This is a genomic window from Halomonas sp. IOP_6 (assembly GCF_021151565.1).
Taxonomy (GTDB): Bacteria; Pseudomonadota; Gammaproteobacteria; order Pseudomonadales; family Halomonadaceae; genus Vreelandella; species Vreelandella alkaliphila.
Window position 1 is genome coordinate 75,728 of record NZ_JAIRBO010000004.1, and the last position, 20,634, is coordinate 96,361.

The 20,634-nt window shown below is 51.4% G+C and carries 16 protein-coding genes; 8 read left to right on the forward strand and 8 right to left on the reverse strand.

What is annotated here, in order from left to right; genetic code table 11:
- The first annotated feature begins 114 nt into the window (after positions 1-114).
- Positions 115-1,497, forward strand: coding sequence for a magnesium transporter (mgtE, locus tag K7H08_RS08760; RefSeq protein ID WP_038479839.1), 1,383 nt, complete (start codon positions 115-117; stop codon positions 1,495-1,497).
- Positions 1,498-1,533: 36 nt separating this feature from the next.
- Here the strand turns inward: mgtE and K7H08_RS08765 are convergent, their stop codons facing one another.
- Positions 1,534-2,727, reverse strand: coding sequence for a cation diffusion facilitator family transporter (locus tag K7H08_RS08765; RefSeq protein WP_038479836.1), 1,194 nt, complete (start codon positions 2,725-2,727; stop codon positions 1,534-1,536).
- A 199-nt stretch (positions 2,728-2,926) separates the two neighbouring features.
- Between K7H08_RS08765 and K7H08_RS08770 the strand changes: the two genes are divergently transcribed.
- The 3 genes from K7H08_RS08770 (at position 2,927) to glmU (ending at position 6,277) form a co-directional block, all read left to right on the forward strand.
- Entirely contained in the window at positions 2,927-3,727 is an 801-nt protein-coding gene (locus K7H08_RS08770) for an undecaprenyl-diphosphate phosphatase (RefSeq protein WP_038479832.1), read from the forward strand.
- A 62-nt stretch (positions 3,728-3,789) separates the two neighbouring features.
- Positions 3,790-4,890 (forward strand): FAD:protein FMN transferase, encoded by a 1,101-nt coding sequence (locus K7H08_RS08775; protein WP_038479829.1) that lies wholly within the window; start codon positions 3,790-3,792, stop codon positions 4,888-4,890.
- Positions 4,891-4,909: 19 nt separating this feature from the next.
- Positions 4,910-6,277: a bifunctional UDP-N-acetylglucosamine diphosphorylase/glucosamine-1-phosphate N-acetyltransferase GlmU gene (glmU, locus tag K7H08_RS08780; RefSeq protein WP_231657707.1), complete on the forward strand. Its 1,368-nt coding sequence runs from the start codon at positions 4,910-4,912 to the stop codon at positions 6,275-6,277.
- Between the two features lie 120 nt (positions 6,278-6,397).
- Here glmU and K7H08_RS08785 read toward each other — a convergent pair whose 3' ends face one another.
- The 4 genes from K7H08_RS08785 to K7H08_RS08800 form a co-directional block, all read right to left on the reverse strand.
- Complete coding sequence (locus K7H08_RS08785; RefSeq protein WP_231657708.1) at positions 6,398-8,092, reverse strand: CapA family protein; 1,695 nt, start codon at positions 8,090-8,092, stop codon at positions 6,398-6,400.
- 81 nt (positions 8,093-8,173) lie between these two features.
- Positions 8,174-9,256, reverse strand: a complete 1,083-nt coding sequence (locus tag K7H08_RS08790; protein ID WP_231657709.1) for a M14 family metallopeptidase — start codon at positions 9,254-9,256, stop codon at positions 8,174-8,176.
- A gap of 44 nt (positions 9,257-9,300) precedes the next feature.
- Positions 9,301-10,596: an MFS transporter gene (locus tag K7H08_RS08795; RefSeq protein WP_231657710.1), complete on the reverse strand. Its 1,296-nt coding sequence runs from the start codon at positions 10,594-10,596 to the stop codon at positions 9,301-9,303.
- A 40-nt stretch (positions 10,597-10,636) separates the two neighbouring features.
- A complete protein-coding gene (locus tag K7H08_RS08800) occupies positions 10,637-12,496 on the reverse strand; it encodes a DUF1302 domain-containing protein (RefSeq protein ID WP_231657711.1) in 1,860 nt (619 codons plus the stop codon).
- A gap of 288 nt (positions 12,497-12,784) precedes the next feature.
- Here K7H08_RS08800 and K7H08_RS08805 point away from each other — a divergent pair, with 288 nt between their 5' ends.
- Positions 12,785-13,894 (forward strand): GlxA family transcriptional regulator, encoded by a 1,110-nt coding sequence (locus tag K7H08_RS08805; protein ID WP_231657712.1) that lies wholly within the window; start codon positions 12,785-12,787, stop codon positions 13,892-13,894.
- A gap of 244 nt (positions 13,895-14,138) precedes the next feature.
- Positions 14,139-15,605 (forward strand): sodium:proton antiporter NhaD, encoded by a 1,467-nt coding sequence (gene nhaD / locus K7H08_RS08810; protein ID WP_231657713.1) that lies wholly within the window; start codon positions 14,139-14,141, stop codon positions 15,603-15,605.
- A gap of 102 nt (positions 15,606-15,707) precedes the next feature.
- On the opposite strand, the gene K7H08_RS08815 is transcribed toward nhaD, so the two are convergent.
- From K7H08_RS08815 to K7H08_RS08825, 3 genes are all read right to left on the reverse strand, one after another.
- Positions 15,708-16,325 carry a CBS domain-containing protein gene (locus K7H08_RS08815; RefSeq protein ID WP_120386009.1) on the reverse strand — a complete coding sequence of 206 codons (618 nt, stop codon included), beginning with the start codon at positions 16,323-16,325 and terminating at the stop codon, positions 15,708-15,710.
- A 102-nt stretch (positions 16,326-16,427) separates the two neighbouring features.
- On the reverse strand, positions 16,428-17,840 hold the full coding sequence (locus K7H08_RS08820) for an ATP-binding protein (protein WP_231657714.1): 1,413 nt from the start codon (positions 17,838-17,840) through the stop codon (positions 16,428-16,430).
- 25 nt (positions 17,841-17,865) lie between these two features.
- A complete protein-coding gene (locus tag K7H08_RS08825; protein ID WP_038479814.1) occupies positions 17,866-18,525 on the reverse strand; it encodes a response regulator transcription factor in 660 nt (219 codons plus the stop codon).
- Between the two features lie 49 nt (positions 18,526-18,574).
- Here K7H08_RS08825 and K7H08_RS08830 point away from each other — a divergent pair, with 49 nt between their 5' ends.
- Both K7H08_RS08830 and K7H08_RS08835 read left to right on the forward strand, forming a co-directional pair.
- Positions 18,575-19,489 carry a GNAT family N-acetyltransferase gene (locus tag K7H08_RS08830; protein ID WP_231657715.1) on the forward strand — a complete coding sequence of 305 codons (915 nt, stop codon included), beginning with the start codon at positions 18,575-18,577 and terminating at the stop codon, positions 19,487-19,489.
- A 222-nt stretch (positions 19,490-19,711) separates the two neighbouring features.
- Positions 19,712-20,554 carry a c-type cytochrome gene (locus K7H08_RS08835; protein ID WP_231657716.1) on the forward strand — a complete coding sequence of 281 codons (843 nt, stop codon included), beginning with the start codon at positions 19,712-19,714 and terminating at the stop codon, positions 20,552-20,554.
- Positions 20,555-20,634: the final 80 nt, after the last annotated feature.

The window sequence follows — 20,634 nt, forward strand, 5'->3', positions numbered from 1 at the left end:
GGGTTTAAGGGGCGTTTTTTTTGTCTGGTACTATGAGAAAACGCATTCAGCGTAGGGATGCTCGTCTGTAACACTTCACCTGCACAATATGCGTCTGCACAAAGGGAGATAGCGATGTCATTGAACGATGAAGCCTTGCAGGAATTAAAAACCGAACTGCTCAACGAGTTGGCCAAGGAAGCGCCTAGTAAATCAGTACTATCTTTGCGTTTGGCCGAAACCCGCTCGGCGGATATCGGTGAAGTGCTTGAGGAGATGATTGAAGACGATGAGGAGTTGCCTGCGGCACTTTGTCTGTTGGATATTCTGTCTGCCGAGCGCGCTGCTAATGTCTTGGGTTATTTACCAGGAGAAAGCCAGCTTGAGGTAGTTGGTAAGCTGTCTGATACCCAAGTGCTTAAGCTTCTCGAAGAGATGGGGTCTGATGAGCGAGCGGATCTGTTTAATCTGCTTGGTGAGGACCGTCGCGAAGCGTTGTTGCGTCGTATGGCCCACCAAGAACGTGAAGATCTTAAACGCCTAGCAAGCTACGAAGAAGGCACGGCAGGCGCCATCATGACCTCTGACTATGTCGCCATAGCCAGTGGCATGACGGTGTCTCAAGCCATGATGCGGGTTCGCCAAACGGCCCCAGATGCGGAAACGGTGTATCAGCTTTATGTGCTCGACAGTAATGGCCAGTTAATAGGGACTATGTCACTGCGCCAGTTGATGGTGGCTCGTCCTGGTGCGTTAGTTGACGACATTATGATTAAAGACGTTATCAGTGCACCGGTCGATGAAGAGCAAGAAGAGGTGGCGCGCATTGTGGCTCGCTATGATCTGCTGGCATTGCCTGTGTTGGATGCTGATGGCCGTATGGTAGGCATCGTCACCCACGATGACGCCATGGACGTTGCCGAGTCGGAAGCTACCGAGGATATTCATAAAGGGATGTCTATCGGCCAGCTAGAGGATGGTGTTAGCCGTGTTCCGCTGTGGAGCCTTTACCGCAAGCGTGTTACCTGGCTGGTACTGCTGGTATTTGCCAATCTTTTTTCAGGAGCTGGCATTGCCTACTTTGAGGACACGATTGCAGCCCAAGTTGCGCTGGTGTTTTTCCTGCCGTTGCTGATTGGTAGTGGAGGTAACGCGGGGGCTCAGGCAGCCACGTTGATGGTACGCGGTATGGCGACTGGCGATATTGGTGTGAAAGACTGGAGTAAGATGTTAGGCCGTGAACTGCTGGTAGCTGGCTCGCTGGGCATCACCATGGCAATTGCAGTAGCACCTATAGGGATTTTTCGTGGCGGTGAAGCAGTCGCTATCATCGTGGCATTAAGCATGGTGACCATTGTTCTGTTTGGTAGCATGATCGGTATGTGCCTACCGTTTGTACTAGAGCGCTTTAAGGTCGATCCTGCTACTGCTTCAGCCCCATTGGTGACAACGTTAATTGACGCCTCTGGAGTATTGATTTACTTCACTATTGCCACCGCCATATTAACAAACGTATAGCTTGTTTTTGGGCAGCCAATTTTAACTTAGACAGTTTTAACGCATCGCACTGCTGGCAGCGCGGGTAATAAACATAACTTCCACGTGGCCTAGCCACTCAATATCGCTGGCGAGCGCCTTTAGTTGGCTGGCTAAGCACTGGGGGGGCTGGTGTACGGAATCGCCGATAATCAGCGATACCGACACTTTATCGTCTAAATAGTGGAGTTGCAGCTCGGTTAATGTGCGCCAGACAGGATGCATATACCAGCGCTCGTTCAGTGCGGCTTCCACTTCGGGCCGCAGCGGGAGGCCGGGGAGACGGCTGGGATCGCCTTCTCCAGCATCATCTTCGGGGTCAACGTGAAAAATAACATCGGTGAGCAATGGAAACTCATGCCGTAAACGTCGACTTACTTCGTTGCCGATTTCATGGGCTTCAGACACAGTGATTTTTGGCCCGACCACCACATGTAAGTCGACCATGACCCAGCCTGCAGACTGGCGGGTGCGTAAGTCATGAACACTGTCTACCCCTGGGACGCTTTGAGCAACATTATGCATTTGTCGTTGAACGCTTTCAGGTAGCGCGGTATCCACTAGTTCTCTTGCTGACTCCCAGAGTAAATCCCAACCTACTTTGCCAACTAGTAAGCCAACAATGATAGCGGCAACAGCGTCTAGCCAGCCCAAACCAAACTGTGCGCCAATTAATGCAACCAATACTACTGCGGTGGAGAGTGCATCGCTGCGGGAATGCCAAGCGTTTGCTTCCAATAGCTTAGATTTAACGCGTTTAGCAACGCGCATGGTATAGCGAAAAATCCACTCTTTACTGAACAAGGCAATGATTGTAATGACAATAGCCACCATGCCAGGGGCACTAACCTCAGTACCACTAAACAAACGATCAAGGCTAGACCAGGCGATACCACCTGCCACAAATATCAGTACGCTACCCAGCAGTAGCGTCGTTAGGGTTTCGATACGGCCATGACCGTAATGATGATCATCGTCTGGTTCCTGGCGGCCGTAGTGGATAGCAGCTAGTACAAAACCGTCGGTCACAAGATCTGAAAGTGAATGGATACCATCGGCAATCAGCGCCGCCGAGCCCACCCAAAAGCCTACCACGACTTTAACAATGCTCAACAAGCCATCCAGCCAAGCGCCAATATAAGTAACACGCTTGGCCTCTCGGCTATCTAGCTCATGCTTGGGAACCACTGGCGATTCTACGGTCTGAGTCATGAGGAACCTTGCTGGGGCACATACTTCCAATAGATGTCTATTGTAGCGCACAGTGTCTAAGCTCTATACCTTCTTGTGAATTTGCTCGTATGCTGGATGCGGACAATGAATTAAGGGATGTGTATCCTTAGCGCCATTGCGAGCGCATGAATGTCACAAAGCACATAAATATCATTAATAGTTAAGCACAGGATAACCCATGGATTGGTTACAGGTAGTTGTGTTAGCGGTAGTTCAGGGGCTCACCGAGTTTTTACCTATATCGAGTTCAGCCCACCTTATATTGGTACCTGTTTTGACTGCCTGGGAAGATCAGGGCCTTGCCTTCGATGTGGCGCTGCATCTTGGCAGTTTAAGCGCTGTTGTGATCTATTTTAGGCATGAAATTGGCAGAATGATCGCTAGCAGCTTGGCCGCACTTCGCGGCCAAGCGGTTAATGATGATGCCATGTTGGCGTTTTGGGTCGTTATTGCCACGTTGCCAGTGTGTATCGTCGGTTTTTTGCTTCACGATGTGATCTCAGGTTACATGCGCTCTACGCTAATCATTGGTGCCAGTTTGATTGTTTTTGGTCTGCTACTTGGTTACGCAGACTGGAAAAAACGCGGCACGCGTAGCGAATACCAGATGACGTTAAAAGATGTGCTCATCATTGGTGGCGCTCAAGTATTGGCACTTATTCCTGGTACCTCGCGCTCAGGCATCACCATTACGGCGGCATTAATGGTGGGGATGAGCCGAGAGGGCGCAGCACGGTTTTCATTTCTACTGTCAATTCCTGTCATTGTGCTGGCAGGTGGCCTTGAGGCAATAAACTTACTGAAAGACCCTCAGCTTATCGATATACCGGCCATGCTGGTAGGTACTTTACTCTCGGGCATTAGCGCCTATGTGTGTATCCACTACTTCCTGGTTGTGATTAAAAAGCTGGGCATGCAGCCATTTGTGGTGTATCGGGTGCTGTTTGGGGCTTGGTTGCTATGGTTTTTCCACTTCTAGTTCTTTCAGCGATAGAGGTTTTCCATTGTTAACCCAGTGCGTTTTATTCAAGGAAAAATAAAATGAAGATTAATTCTCGGTGGTTAAAATGTTCGGGACTATTGCTCATTGCTGCTGGGGCATTAATGGGGTGTTCAGAAAATGATCGGCCTTTAGATACTCCTGTTCGCTTTGAAGGCGGTATTTTTGGGACGTTTTATCAAGTCACCATTGCGGACCCGCTAACCCAAGGCGAAGCGAATGCATTGGAAGAAGGTTTCCTAGCGGAACTCAACGACGTTGATCAAGCGATGTCGACTTACCGCGATGACGCCGAGCTTGTGGTCTTTAATGATGCTCCCCTTAATGAATGGCAACCGCTTTCTAACGAGTTAATTGAAGTGCTTGCGATTAGCCATTCGGTATCAGAAGCAAGCAACGGCGCGTTTGATATTACCGTTGGCGATGTGGTCAATTTATGGAGTTTTGGCCCTGAAGCACGCCCTGAAGAGGTGCCTTCAGACGCGGAGCTTAGCGAACGCATGGCCACGATTGGCTATGATGCGGTTGAAATCGATACTCAGCTTATGCAGGCGCGGCGCTCGCGGGATGTATTTGCTGATTTGTCGGGTGTGGCTAAGGGGCATGGCACTGACCGCGTTGGGGCATATCTGGATCAACAGGGGATTGAAAACTACCTCGTTAATATTGGTGGCGAATTAATTGCCCGTGGATACCGTGACTTAGAAGAGCAAAGCCCTTGGCGTGTTGGGATTGAGGTACCACATAACGGCGTACCAGAAGCACAGCATGTTATTCCTCTTGAAAGTATGTCGGTTGCAACATCTGGGGATTATCGCAACTATTTTGAAGTAGATGGTGAGCGTTTTTCCCACACTATCGATCCTCGCACCGGTCGGCCGGTTAAGCATCAGTTAGCGTCCGTGTCTGTTTTTCACCCCTCTAATGCATGGGCCGACGCGTGGTCCACGGCTATCTCAGTCGCAGGTAGCGAAGAGGGGATGCAGATGGCAATTGAGAATAACCTCAATGTATTGATGTTAGTGAAAGAGAACGATCATTGGCGAAGCGTGGCCAGTCCCGCCTTCGTGGAATACTTCGATGAAGCGCTTATAGATGAACTGGGTATTGAAGCCTGGGAAGCTCCCGCCGCCAACCGTTAAACCGTTACAGGTGACTAAAATGCAAGACCTTGATGTCGTTATCCTTGCCGCTGGAAAAGGCACACGTATGCGCTCACAAACACCAAAAGTGCTGCATACGCTGGCAGGCAAATCTATGGTGCAACATGTGTTAGATACTGCCAGTGGTCTTACACCTACTCGTACGCATGTCGTGATTGGCCATGGTGCAGACCAACTACGCGAAGCGCTAGCAGAGAGCAATGTAACGTTTGCGGTTCAGGAAGAGCAAAAAGGTACTGGCCATGCAGTTGCTCAAGCGCAGTCTCAATTAGGTAATGGGAACGTGTTGGTTCTGTATGGTGATGTTCCTATGATCCGCCGTGAATCACTGATGGCACTTCTCAGCCAGGTTGATGAGCAGCACATGGGGCTACTGACCGTTACGTTGGAAGATCCGTCTGGTTACGGACGTATTGTTCGTAATGATGACGGTGAGGCAGTGGCTATTATTGAGCAAAAAGATGCCAGTGCCGACCAGCTTGCCATTACCGAATGCAATACCGGCATCATGGCGATGACCAGTGCTCAGCTTAAACGGTGGCTACCACAGCTTTCTGCCGAAAATGCCCAGGGCGAGTACTATTTAACTGATGTGATTGCGATGGCGGCAAACGAAGGCATCAAAGTGTGTACTGCCCAGCCAGCCAGTGCAGTAGAAGTTGAAGGCGTGAATAACCGTTCACAAATGGCTCGTTTAGAGCGCGCTTATCAACTGCAGCAAGCTGAGGCGTTAATGGCCCAAGGCGTTGCATTGGCCGACCCGGCAAGAATTGATATACGCGGTAAGCTCACCTGTGGTCATGATGTGTTTATCGACGTGGGCTGCGTGTTTGAAGGTGACGTAGAGCTGGGTGAAGGGGTGCGGGTTGGGCCTTACTGCGTGATTAAAAACAGCACGATTGGCGCTGAAAGCGTTATCGACAGCCATAGTGTGATCGACACAACAGTCGCTGCTGGATTGAACCAAGTTGGCCCCTTTGCACGGCTGCGCCCCAGCACACGCCTAGCAGTCAAAGCTAAAGTAGGAAATTTTGTTGAAACCAAAAATGCAGATGTCGGTGAAGGAAGTAAAATCAATCACTTAAGCTACGTTGGTGATGCTCGCCTGGGGCGGGATGTGAACGTGGGCGCGGGCACTATTACCTGCAACTACGACGGCGTGAACAAACACCGCACCGAGATTGGTGATAACGCCTTTATTGGTTCTAACACCGCCTTAGTAGCCCCTGTCACGGTGGGTAAGGGAGCCACTGTTGGTGCGGGCTCAACGATTGCTAAAGATGTTGCTGAGCACGCATTAGCGGTAACCCGCAGCCGACAGTTAGAAAAACCAGACTGGCCTCGCCCGGTTAAAAAAGCTAAATAAACCGGTAATTGGTATCGTCAGTTATCGACATAAAAATGCCCCAACGGTCAGATAGTTGTCTGACCGTTGGGGCAATAAGCGAGCATACCGATCAATATTGTCGTTAAATCTGCCTACCTATTAACGCGTACCGAGCCCAGAAAGCGGCGAGAGAATATCCTTCCACACCCTTTCTTCCAAATGCGGCAACTGACGTTTCTCCAACTCAGTCAAGCCGTACCCATCCGGGTTTCTCAGAACGTCATCGAGCTTGACGATACGGCAATCGTAGCGCTTACCGCTCAGATGCTGATTAACAATATAAATGGGTAAGGCCTGAAGGTTTGTTAGGGAAACACTACCCATGCCAATTCCGGAGAGTTTCACGATGTTGAACTTCACAATATAGGAAAGCTTTGAATTGCGGCTTTCTGGGTGATAACTGACGAAGTCACCGAACGCGTAAACCACCAGTGCATCTTGCTTGCCTTCGCGCGGGATAAGTTCCGCTGGCTGGCTGACATGAGCGTGATTGCCAAGAATAGTGTCAACGCCGCAGTCAATCACCTTATGGGCGGCTTCCCTGATATTCTCATGGGGGTACATCTCAAACTCCCACCCCCAGTGGCAGTAAGCGATGATCCAGTCCGCGCCCTTCGCTTTTGCCGCCGCTACCTGCTTCTCAATAAGAGAGTAATTGGGCTTTGGCTTGGCATCGTTGAAGCGAACGACATTCACCAGATAGGGCATGTCGGCGGGGATCTCTTTTTCGTAGCCGTTGAGGTCGAAGGTGTACGCCAGCATGGCAACCTTGATGCCGTTTTTCTCGATAATGACGACATCATCCTGCTCAGCCTGGCTCTCGGAGGTGCCAGAAAAGTAGGCGCCCGATGCTTTAAGCACCTCAAGTGTTTCCTCTACACCGCTGACGCCCCAATCCATGGCGTGGTTGGTTGCCGTGCTGAAGTAGTTGATTTTCGCTTCATTGCGGAATTTATCAAACATCGCCTGTGACGTATTCATTTGGGCTGGCTGGCCTGCATTCTCTCCATCGTCTCCATTGTAGCGTCCTATTGGTCGACGCTCATCGACAGTTGACTCCAGGTTAGCACTGACAATGTCGGCGGTACTGTAGAAATCGGTTATTTCATCAAACAGGTGTGGCGTGTTTTCCGGCGTTAGAACGTCGACGGCGAGCAGATCCCCTGCACATGAAATAGAGGTGTATTGACTAACGGGAACGCGCGTATCACTGTCCACCAGTTTGAATATGTCGAGATATTGTGATGCAAAGAAGTCCTCTAACCCTGCCCCTTGTTCGGCCACTTCAAGCTGATTGAACCAGTAACGGTAGAGCCACTTGAGTTTATCGAAGTCATTACCAGCTATATCATACTCTCCAGTCTCAGGTTGCGGGTAGTGGAACTCATCGTAGAAGATATAGCTTGTCAGTAGTACTGCTTGTCGGGTTAGAGTTCGTCCATTAAATTGTTTAAGACGATTAACTAAGTCAAGTCGTTTAATTATCTCCATCTCAGGAATATCATCAAGCGTAATACCTCTAGTTAAAATACTAGGGTCATTTAGCACTGGCTGAGCAATCGCCAAAAACTGTTCCAGTCCAATTGAAACAATCCAGCCGCACAGGGCTCGAAAATGATTCTCTTCCTCAGGGCTAATGGTTTCGGGCATCTCCAGTTCACCGCTTGCCACGCTTTGCAGCGTTGCTGTTACCTCTTCTTTATTCTCCCCAATGTAATTTTTAAGTAACTGAATAATTTTTTTAATACTTTCTTCATTTTCTTTATATTTTTTATATATTTCTTGTAAAGTCATCATAATATCCTTTGTTGTTTGAGATGTATTTCACAGGTGAACATCCGGGTTACATACACATGGATGCCCTTATCTGACGGGCTATTGCGTGAGAAGACCACGCCGAGTCAGTTCCATCACTTCCCTGGCCTGCTCCAGTACCTGTTGCTTCCATTCGTTAGTGTCGATGTAGAACGCATCGCGCAGCTGGCGCTTTATCCTCGAGCGTTGCGCATCGTCTACGCCGGGGTGATTCTGCAGCCATTGGTCGGCGCGCAGTGCCTTGAGCACCGCTGGCCCAGGTTTGGTGCCATATTCCAGCGTCATCCCGTTGTATTCAGCCTGCGGGCATTCATTCATCACGGCTAAATCCAAGGTGCCGTTAAGTACCGTGGATGAGGAAGTTCCATCGGTATTGGTGGTTACCTCTTCGCCCCACCAGCGCCGTGCCCGTGCAATATCGTCAGGGGTAGTGCGTCCTTTATAGATGCGCTCTCCCACACCACATGGGCCAAGCCCGGTATGTACGTCTATCCAACCGATGCGCTGGCATTGACTGCCCAGGCGGCGAAGAATCTGGCGTAACTGCAGGTTGCTCCAGGAGGCTTCGGTACCTGCGAAAAACAGCCCATCAGGATGGCTGTGCTGACCACGTGAAATGGCCGTTTGCAGGGCTTTAGTGCCGTGACGCAGGGCGTAACCCGCCAGGCCAAGCGTGCTGTAAAGCGTTGGCGGTTGACGTGTTGGCAGAAGCAGCGAGGCGATGGAGCGGTAGTCGGGGTTGTCGGGTAGCGGTTGGCTGAAGTCAATAAAGTTACGGTTGAGATCGACATTGTCTTCATTGACCCGGCGCAGCCAGGAGAATCCGTAGGGATTGATGGCATGCAGAAAAAGTACGGCCAGATCCTGATGGCGACAGCTCTCCATCCAGTCACTATTGCGCAGGTGGTCTACCTGAATGGCTGAGCCGCAGAAGCCTTCTACCCCGTGAACACCGCTGCTCAGTACCAGCAGGTTGACGGCTGTCGGTGACCCTAATAGCGCCACATCAAGGGCCAGTTCTTCACCCTCACTGCCGGGTAATGGATGCGGGTGAGACTCAACATCCAGGCCTGCGTCTGCGCAGGCCTGGAGAAACTTTTGACGCGCCGCTGTGTAGCTTTGTGAGAAGCTGGATACGTCCATCAAGGGATCCCTGTTAATCAATGGTACAAGTTGAAATCACTTGATTAAGCCTGGCTGGCAGACGGTGATTCGATGGGAGAAGGTGCGCTGTCATTAAGCTCACGGCGGCTGTGTTCCGGGTCGATCAAGATAAGACCGATCAGAGTGAAGGCCAGAAGAACGACACCAAAGAAGCCGATGGCCATTTCAAAACCGGCGGCCAGGTTATCGTTCTGCCAACGGATTGCCTGAGCAACGACAAGCGGTGCGAGCATGCCGGACGTCGTTAAAAGAGAGATATGAATAGCCAGCATGCTGCCACGCTGCCTGGCTGGAGAGATAAAGGCGACAATGCTGAATCCAAACGCTGAGAGTAGATTGAGCAGTATGCTTCCCGTCATGAAGAGTCCCAGTGTCATGGCGAGACTGGTGGCTGTGAATCCCATGGTGATATAGGCAGCAGCAGCCACCAGGCAGGCCAGTAGGGGAGGAATGACCATGGCATTTCGATCGTTGGCACCACGCTTTAAGGCACGCTGGGAAAAACTGGAGACCACCAGATTGATCACAATAATGCCAACCGTTGTTGCCAGCACCAGATAACCGGATTGCATAGGGGTTAGGCCTAGCCCGCGTTGCAGGTAAGTGGGTAACCAGCTATAGATCAGCGCATTGGGGAGGTAGCTGCAGAACGCCACCATGGTGATGCACAAAAATGTACGGTTGAGCAGTAATTGGCGGTAGGGCAAGGTCGGCATGATACTGCCGTCAGCAGTTTGCGTATCATCATGCTGTCCTTCGCGGCCGTAAAGTAACCACAGTATCAACCAGATCAAGCCAATACCTGCGATGATAAAATAGCCTGTTCGCCAGCCGTGCTGTTCGATAAGACTTGGTAAGGCAATGGCACCGATGATAGCGCCGAGCATGATGGCAACCTGAATCAAGGCCGCTGGCAACACGCGTTCACGGGGGGCATACCACTTGAAACAGGCATGCTGAGTGACCGCCGTACTTGGCCCGCAGCCGATCCCTAACAGCATGCGGCTGGCGAGCAAAGCGTAGAAGCTGGCAGACAAAGCAGCCAGTAATTGAGCCACCATGGTGATGGCCGATATTGCTGTCAGTAACCAGCGGCTTGACATCCGATTGGCTAGAAAACCGACCAGCACACCGGAAATGGAATAAAGAAAGAAAAAAGCACTGCCGATAAAGCCGAACTGTTCTGGCGTGAGCTGAAGTTCATCAATAATCTGTGGCCCGGCAAAGGCAAAAATGGTTTTTTCCAGGACGGTGATGGTGACAACCGCCATCAGCATCATCACTATCAGTAATCGCCGTCGGTCAAATGAAGTGTGCATGATTATGGCCTTTTATAGCGTTAGTTAGCAGTGCCAGGTGTTAGAAGCGAACGCCGACACTGGCCTGGAACATGCTTCGATCTGCGACGAGGTTGTAATCCCCACCGCCGGTTCTCAGATAGCTGATATCGAAGAGGTAATGTTCCTGAAAGACCCCTTCCAATCCAAAGATGGCGCCGTGGCGCCCTTCGGAAAAGACTCTGTCGTAGGAATACCCTTCGACGTCATAACCGAGTGATAACGACGGAGTCAGGTTAAGACCTGGCAATACATTGGTATATTCGCTGGCCAGCTTGAAGCGTGTTCCCCAGGAAAATGGCGTGTCAAAACCTTCTACTGCACACTTTTCTGCGGAGCCTGTGCACGACGCATAGCTGTCATGGGCCGCGGTACCGAAGCCGGGTCGCCCATAACGGCGCTCGTCCGTACTGGGCAGGTTGTGCACGTACTTCATGCCCACTTCTGCCGACAGTTTCATTTCGCCGCCTAATACATTCCCCAATGGGTGGCTGGCGCCGAGGTTAAGCTGGCTGACGCGGAAACGATCGTAGCCGGGGGCCACATAGCCGGCCGGCGTGTCGGCCAAGTGGCCCAGAGGGCCGGTGCCACTGAGAAGGCCGGTGACGAAATCCGACCCGTTCCAGGCAATCGGTTGGTTCGGGCGAACACTATATTCCGCATAAATACCGGTACCCGCTGGAAGTCTCGTTTTGAAGTTAACGGCAACCATATCGATGTCGGTCGGGAAGGCACGCTCATAAACGGCTGCTATTCCGGTGGGGACAGCCTGCCCAAGGTTGGCAGCGGCGGGTGTCAGTACCCCTGGGCCAGTGCGAACGACGTGGGTAAGAGGGTTTCGGCTGGTGTAGTTGGTGTAATACAAGCCGAATAGCCCGACGTCTTCCCATAAATAATGCAGGCCGATACCGAACTGATTGTCATCCGGGTAACGGTCCGGGCCACGGGCCACATAATCCAGAGGATTGGCGATGGCCTGGCCGTCAGTGGTATGAATCCGCTGACCTGAGATCGCGCTTAATACGCTTCCGTTAAGCGTTAATTTATCGCAGCCGGGTTGGGCGTAATCACTGGTCGAGAGGAAGGTGCCGCAGCCGGGTAAGACGTCAGGACGGAAGCCAAACTGAGTGAAAGCATCAACTTTCAGGTTGTCAGTCAGCGCCAATTTGGCATACAGCGATGGCATCGCGATGGTACGGGTTTCAGCAATGGCACTTGACCGGCGTACGGACGCGATATCAAAGGCGTTGACGGTATGCAGACCACCCGCGATGGTGGTGGGCGTTACCCAGGGAATCGACTGGTTACCAAGGCGGACATGAAGATCATGTCCTGCTGGTTGGAAGTCGCCGTAGACATAAGCATCATCGATGACTGCATTGGAAAATCGTCCTAGAGAGACAAACCCATCGTCGCTGAGAGGCTCATCGGCACGATAACCATTATTGACGCTGCCGTGGAGAACATCCTGGTGCTTTTGCGTATAGTCGTACCAGCCTTTTGCACTGACCCTAATGCCGACATTATCGTGGCTAAGGTCGGCTTGCAGATAAGCATCCGCTGATGTCGATACCGCATCACCGCGTTCGTAATTGAGGTTACCGTCATTGACGATACTCATGCCATTTTCGGGACTTGTCAGACGTTGGCTTGGGTTATCCGCGCGCCGAATGGCACCTATGGACACTGCTCCCTTTACACGCAGACGCGTATCGTCTTGCTGCCATTCGATGCCCTCACCTAGTCCGGACTCAAGGTCACCGAAAACAAGCTCTCCAGCAATCACCGGTGCTGTTATAACTGCGCTGAACAGTGAGGAAGTCAGCCCGACGACGACCGGTTTGCTGACTATTTCCCATGTACTATTTGTTTTAGTTTTCACTGATATCTGCCTTTCTAATATTTATCTCAGGTGATTTCAGTCTAGCGTTGAAGTTGTTATGTTGATGAGGCAAATGCCGACAGCAATAAAGCTGATATCGCCAAGAAAAAACGGTGTGTTGTATCGTTTAACATCCAATAAAAACGCTGTTTTGTTACTTTTTATAGAATTTATGATGTTTTTATGTCGACTGCTAGGATGGCACGCCTGGAAGGAAACGCATAAAAGTGGAATGTTAAATAAAAGCCGATACTGCCAATAATAAAGCCAATATCGTCAGGAGAGCCTATGACAGTCCGCATTGATTTATTACATGGCCCGCATAATTTTTCGGGTACGCTGTTTAGCGTCATCGATATTTTGCGTGCTTTTAACAATCTTTGGCAGTTACGCAATCCGGATAAACGAGGTGCTTTTTTTCACTGGCGGTTGATTGATGCAAGGGGTAATGAGCTGCCACTTCCCGATTGGCTATCGAATATGGAATCGCCCACCCGGGGGCGTAAAACGTTGCCGCCTTCGCAAACCGCGCTTTTTGTTCCTGGAGTACAAATGAAAAGCGTGCCTGATCTAAATCGTGTTCTTGATCAATGCACTGATGAAATAGACTGCATTGCGCGTTATCACTCGCAGGGGCGTTTAATAGCCGCTGGTTTCAACGGTGCTGTGATGCTGGCCCGAGCCGGTGTGTTGGATGGACGACGTGCCACAGTAACCTGGATGATTGCTAATTGGTTTGCTTCTCACTTTCCGCAGGTGCAGTTGGCAATGGAGGGACCGGTCGTGGTGGACGGACCGATATTGACAGCCGGTGCGCCAGCAGCAGTGTTCGATCTGGTGGTGGAATTGATTCGTCATTTCGCTGGCCAAGAACTGGCTCAAATCGCCACCAATGGGTTGCTTTATCACTCATTGCGTTTTGAGCATTCCAGCCTGCATGCCTCTGGAATTTCGATGAAAACCCGGGACAGCGTGGTATTCCGAGCGAAGCATTGGCTCCTTCAGCATATTCAGGCACCTTACAGCCTGGATCGGGTAGCTCATGAAGTGGCCGCTAGCCCGCGCACGCTGCTGCGGCATTTTAAAGAAGTCGAGGGAATGACACCGCTCGACTATCTACATCGATTGCGCGTTGAGCGGGCGAAACAGTTATTAGAGGTGACCAATATTGAACTAACGGAAATAATGGAATATTGCGGCTATCAGGATCCCAGTGCTTTTCGACGGCTGTTCCGGCGTGCAACGGGTGTCACACCGTCAGAGTATCGTCGTCGATACACTATGCGGATCTCCAGACGTTGGTGGCGAGCCGATGAATCTGGCCTGGGAGAGAGCGCTGATGATCTGATTAAGCAACTGGGTATTAGCCCCGCCGAAAAACCGAGTAACAGCAACTAGTGCGGCTTTGAACTGCCCACTGGCGCTCGAAAAGAAGCGCTGTTGTAGATCAACCTCATCACCTAGCCAAGCGTTTTATGGTCGAGCAAAGCACTTACTAGAGTAAATTTTTCGGGCAGTATAAAACTGCTTTACAAGATGCGGCTATTTACCGCATCTTTACCTTGATCGCTGCGTTGCAGCACGTAATTAGTGTGCTTATCATCGTGGCGGTCTTTCTTAACCCTGCCAGGATCACTTCACTATGAAACCACCTAACGTCCTTGCAATGCGGCAGTCTACTTGCCGGTTTGCTTGGTTGTTGATCGCGCTATGTTTGTTTGCTTTTCCCACCCTCTCCTATGCCGCTTCTGGCCCTTTAGACCTTACCGTTTCGTTTGCTGGTATCGCCTCTGTTGTCATCTTCGTTCTTGCCTATGCCTTAGTGATGAGCGAAGAATTGATTCATATGCGCAAATCTAAACCAGTCCTGGTGGCCGCTGGGCTTATCTGGGCCCTGGTGGCGTGGGTCTATGTACAAGCGGGCATGCCTCATGAAGCGGAAGCTGCTTTTAAAGAAACGCTGCTTGAGTACACCGAGTTGTTACTGTTCTTGCTGGTAGCGATGACCTATATCAACGCCATGGAAGAGCGCCGTATCTTTGATGCCCTGCGGGCATGGCTTGTTCGCAAAGGCTTTAGTTACCGTAGCCTGTTTTGGATTACGGGCTGTCTTGCCTTTGGTATTTCTGCCATTGCCAACAACATGACCACGGCGATGTTGATGTGCGCGGTTGTGTTGAAGGTGGCCGAAGGCGATAAAAAGTTTATTAGTCTGTGCTGTGTCAACGTGGTGGTAGCATCAAACGCAGGCGGCGCGTTCAGCCCGTTTGGTGATATCACCACGTTGATGGTGTGGCAGGCGGGCCAGGTACCGTTTGGTGGTTTCTTTGCACTATTGATGCCTGCCATCGTCAACTTTATGGTGCCTGCGGTGATCATGAATTTCTTCATCGTTAATCGCCAGCCTGCATCGCTCAAAGAGAATGTCTGGCTCAAACGTGGGGCGCGGCGAATTATCGTACTGTTTTTGATTACTGTGGCGATCTCAGTGCTGTGCCACTCGGTGCTTTATTTGCCCCCGGCGATGGGCATGATGTTTGGCCTTGGCCTACTGCAATTCTTTGGTTACTACCTACGCCGCAGCCTGCCACGCTCCCTGGAGCGCAAGCGTGAGCGTTACTCACGTCGCGGCGACTGGAAGAAGCTGGAGCAACTGGGAAGTGTTGTTCCTTTTGATATCTTCAGCCGTATTGCCCGCTCAGAGTGGGATACGTTGTTATTCTTCTATGGGGTCGTGATGTGTGTTGGCGGCCTGGGTTTCATGGGCTATTTAAGTCTATTGTCAGAAACCCTTTACGGTAGCTGGAACCCGGTGTGGGCCAACGTGGTGCTGGGGATGATTTCAGCGGTCGTCGATAATATTCCGGTGATGTTTGCGGTACTTTCCATGGCTCCGGATATGTCGGAAGGCAACTGGCTGCTGATTACCTTAACCGCCGGTGTGGGCGGCAGTCTGCTTTCGATGGGATCTGCAGCGGGTGTGGCGTTAATGGGCCAAGCACGGGGTATTTATACCTTTATGGGGCACATACGCTGGGCGCCCGCTATTTTGTTGGGCTATGCTGCCAGCATTATGGTTCACCTATGGATTAATGCAGCGCTGTTTTAAATTAGCGGCTAATTCAGATAGGTAAAACAAACGCCCCTTATCAATTGATAAGGGGCGTTTTGGTAAATGCTAGCGGTAGACTTGACCAGTTTGTCTTCGAGACTATAAATCGTGCCCGGTAATGACTTTGCAAATATCGGCAAAGCTACTGGCCGTTGGCACTGCTGAAGAGGTGGCCTGCATCGTGGTTTTATTGCCCATGGCGTGTTGTATATCGGTGGCAGAAATAATACCGCGTACGCTTAATGGTTGATTTTGTTTATGCTCAGTAATCAACAAGTGCTGTTCTGTAAAACGCTCCATGGAAAGCACAAGGTCTTCAATCGTTAATGAGTTAAGTTGCTCAAAGGGCATCGCACTAAGTTTTTGCCAGGGCGTCATAATCATATCGGCTGTAATTTCCGTACGATCAAGGTTTCTCTGCTGCATCGCCAAGTTAATGCGCCGTGTTCCGATGACTTCTTTGGCGGTGAGCACGCCAATGCAGTGGTTTGCTTTGTCGAGAACAAACAATAGGCGAACACCGCCATGGCGCATTTTTAAATGGGCATCGTCGATGGGCGTATCAGCGGATACTGACTGAGGCGTGACCTGAGTAAAATCTGTTAGCACCGATAACGCAGGGCTTTCAGGTGTTAACTGTTTTGCTGTTGGCGTAATAAGCAGTGGCGTTTCACCAAACTGGATCAGTGGTTTGGGGGAGTGGACGAGCATATTCATTCAGGGAATCTCCGTTATGTAAATAGATAGGTCGTTAATGGCATTGCCTATCTTGTACTTTCACACTTGCACGGAATTCTTATGGGAATCTTAACAGCTCTCTTATGGCCGATTATTTTTTGGCTGACGCTGTGTTAGGGCGTGCCTGCCCAACGTTACTCGCACGCGAAGCCCGCCGCTAGGGGCATGATCGAGCTGTAAGACGCCTTGATGGCGTTTGACTAAGCGCTCGACAATGGATAGCCCCAAGCCCGCGCCAGCACTAGTCCCTGCACGTTGGAAGCGCTCCATCACCCGGCTGCGTTGCGCTGCAGGAATACCGGGTCCTTGATCATCAACAGTGACGATAACGTCTCTTGTCGATGCCTCAAGCGTGACCGTGATAGCACCTTGCGCAGGCGAGTGTTGAATGGCGTTACCCACTAGATTTTGTACCAGTGTTTCGATAGCGCCGGGTTCTTCTTCTATTGCCCAGTTAGCTGAGTCATCCGCGTCCAGTAACAGCTGTTGATGTCGCTCTGCGGCTAGCGGAGAGAGCTTTGCCAAGGTTTCGCGCGTTTCATGTAATACATCGGAACAGCGATACTCTGGTAATGGTTCTTCTTCGGGGTCTAGGCGTGCCAGGGTTAATAGCTGAGAGACTAGCCGCGTTGAGCGGGCCACGCCGCTGCGTAAGTGGTGCAGGGCTTCCTCTCGGTCATCGGCGTTGTCAGCAGTGAGCGCATTTTGCGCATGCAAATCAAGTACTGCTAAGGGGGTGCGCAGCTCGTGGGCCGCATCGGCAATAAAGCGCTTTTCGCGAATACGCAGTTGGCGGAGCCGTTCCAACAGCCGGTTTATGGCGCCAGAAATGGTCTCCAGTTCTAGGGGAAGTGGATGAAGCGTCAGCGGTTTTAGGTGGTGGGGATCGCGGGTACGGATTTGCTCTGCCATACGCGATAAAGGAGCGAGCCCCCAGCCGATCGACCACCAGAGTAATAGTGTCAGTAACGGTAGACCAATGAGATCAGGTAATAAGGTGCGTAGTGCCACTGAACTGATCAGTTCACCACGCGCGTCCTCTCGCTCGCCCACCACCACGCGTTTGTCTGTGCCAGTAATTTCCAGGACGTAAATGCGCCAGTCATGCTGATTCACCGACAGCGTTGAATAACCCGGTGGTTGCTGGGTAAGCGGTGTATCGGGGGCGCTGGCGGAACGCAGCAGAAGACGGTCGCCTTCCCAAAGCTGAAACGCCAGCTTGGTTTCATAGCGATGGCCTGCAAAACGGTTATCGGATTGCTCTGCACGTAGCAGCGCATCCTCCACGCTATTTAATAAAAGCGTACGGTCGCTATCAGGCAGTGGTGCCTGTAGTAGCCCTTCTAGCAAACGGGCATTTTGTGCCAGGCTAGCATCATGAAGTTCTTCAATCTCATGGGCAGCATAGCGATAGCTAATAAAGCCAATCACTAGCATGCTCGCGCCAAACACAAGCAGCGCAAGCCCCAGGGTGCGCTGACGAATAGAGCTCATAGGCTTGCCTGGTGCCATTTAATCATCACGATTTATCCATGACATAGCCGATCCCTCTTACGGTGCGGATGACCTCAGGAAACAGCTTTCGCCGTAAATGGTGGATATGCACTTCGATAGCGTTGCTTTCGACATCTTCCTCCCAGCCGTAGACTAATCGCGTTAAGGTATCGCGGGTGAACACACGGCCTGGATGGCTCATAAACTCCTGCAGTAGCGTTAGCTCACGGCGCGAAAGTGTGATCACTTGATGTTGATAACTCACCTGTAAGGTCTGCGGGTCCAGGCTAATCTCACGACAGGTGAGCAAGCCGCTGGATTGTCCTTGGCTACGGCGTAACAAAGCACGCAGACGCGCTTTTAATTCTGCTACTTCGAAAGGTTTAGTGAGGTAGTCGTCGGCACCCGCATCCAATCCCTCGATGCGGTTATCCATCGCATCGCGGGCGGTCAGAACCAAAATCGGCAGTTGGCTGCCATGCTGGCGAATAGCGCGCAGCACTTCCATGCCATCAATCGTCGGCAAACCAAGGTCTAGGATGACCGCATCAAAGGGTTCATTTTTAAGCGCATGAAGCGCGTTATTGCCATCGGCTAAATGATCTACCGTATAGTGCTCAGGTTTCAGCGCCATACGAATCCCCAACGCCAAACTAGGGTCGTCCTCAACCAGTAAAATGCGCATATCGATGGATGACTCCTTTCATTCACGGCGGGCTACTCAGGAACGTAACATGACACGTCATTCTTCTTTCGGCCACCGCTCCTTAGCCTGCGCAGTAATGCAGTGCCCACCTGAACAACGGCGTGAAGCATTACTGCATTTAGCTGCGGTGCATGATCCTACGCAGCAGCCTGCATTACAGCATGCCTTATCAACGATAAAAGCTGGCTCTGACGCTGTTTGGCAGGGCCTTTGGATAGCTACCCAAGCGGGCCATATCGAAGCCGCCGCCTGGGTACAGCCATTGGCTAATCAAACGGCTCAGCTTTGGCTGCCCAGGCAACATAATTCGGCAACTGATGCGCTGTTGAAAGCCTTGCAGAGCTGGGTAAACGAGCAGCCGATAGCGCTATGTCATGTGGTGTTAACTGATGATGCAACCAACTGGGAAACGGCACTAGTCGCCCACAACATGCGGGTACTTGCCACTCTGGAGCACCTTATGTGGCAGTGCCAAACCGTTCAACCGCTCGCTAACATGCTAACGCTAAGCCTCTTTGCTGAATTGTCTCCCGCGCAACAGCGGGCGCTGGTAGCGAACGTCAGTGAAGGCTCGTTAGACTGCCCAGGGCTTCGCGAAGCGCTCACCATTGACACCTTGCTTGCTGGATTTTATGACCAAGCGCCGCAGGCACCAGAGCACTGGTATCAAGTGCGGCATCAGGGGGAAACCGTCGGCGTGCTATTACTTGCTCCTAACCATACGACCCAGCGCTGGTCATTGCAGTTGATGGGGCTGTTGCCTGAGTGGCGTGGCGGGGGAATGGGCAAGGCAATTATTCAGCAAGCGCAGGCGTTGGCTAGCCAGGCGGGAGCCAGTGACATCACGCTCACCGTTGATGCGCAGAATATCCCCGCAAAGCGTGTATATGCTCAGGCAGGGTTTACGCGTTATGCTCAGCAGCGTTTACTGGCTTGGTGTTGACTAGGGATCGTTGGCACCTTTTTTAAACTGCTGAATAAAGCACAGAGTACGGCATAGGTTGAATTGCCGCGCTTAGTAGCATTTTCTTACGCTTAGCGTTCTCGGTATACTAATGCGATATGCACGTCTTGGCGTCTCGGTTGCCGCAGGTTGATGATGTCGCTGCCGCGCGCAGGGGTTAAGCACAAAACGTTTTATGACAAAACTCAAGAGGTGGTGAGAGTGAAATCTAAGCTGATCATGAGCGGGCTGGCGGCCCTAGGCGTCATGGCAGGCACATCCGGTGCTTATGCCCAAGACGCAGCACGTGACGCAATCGCTGAGCGCCTAGCGCCGGTAGGTCAACTTTGCTTGCAAGGCCAAGACTGTGGTATCGCAGCAGCACCAGCCGCCGCTAGTGGCGGTGGTGAGATCGACGGCGAAGGTATCTATAACCGTATTTGTATGGCGTGCCACGAAACCGGCGCTGCTGGCGCTCCGATTCGCGGTGATGAAGCTGCTTGGTCAGCCCGCGTTGAAAAAGGTTTTGCCACACTGCTTGATCATTCCATTAACGGCTTCAATGCGATGCCAGCGCGTGGTGGCAACCCCAATTTGTCTGATGAAGAAATGGAAGCAGTAACCAAATATATGGTTGAGCCTGTCATGGATGTGTCTGACATAGGCAGTGCTGCCAGTGAAGAAGATGCAGTACCTGCAGCAGAAGAAACCGCCGCAATAGAGGAAAGTGAAGCCGCAGGGGCAGAAGAAACGATGGCGTCTTCTTCTACCGAAGAAGCGGCAGCAGGTACACAGGAAGCCGAAGCTTCTACCGCCAGCAATGGCCTGGATGGTGAAGCCCTTTACACCAGCCTTGGCTGTGTAGCTTGCCACGCCAGCGGTGTGGCGGGCGCCCCTTTGTTTGGCAGCGCTGAAGCCTGGGCGCCTCGTATTGAGCAAGGTAAAGAAGCGCTTTACCAGAGTGTTTTTAACGGCAAAGGCGTGATGCCACCACGGGGTGGCAGCCAAGGGTCTGATGAAGAAATCATGGCCGTTGTCGATTACATGGTGTCTCAGGCACAGTAATTATTGCCGTTGCTGAATGATGTATCCACAGGCGGGTTGCTAACCCCCCCTGTGGATATTTTTTTGCTTATGATTTGTTT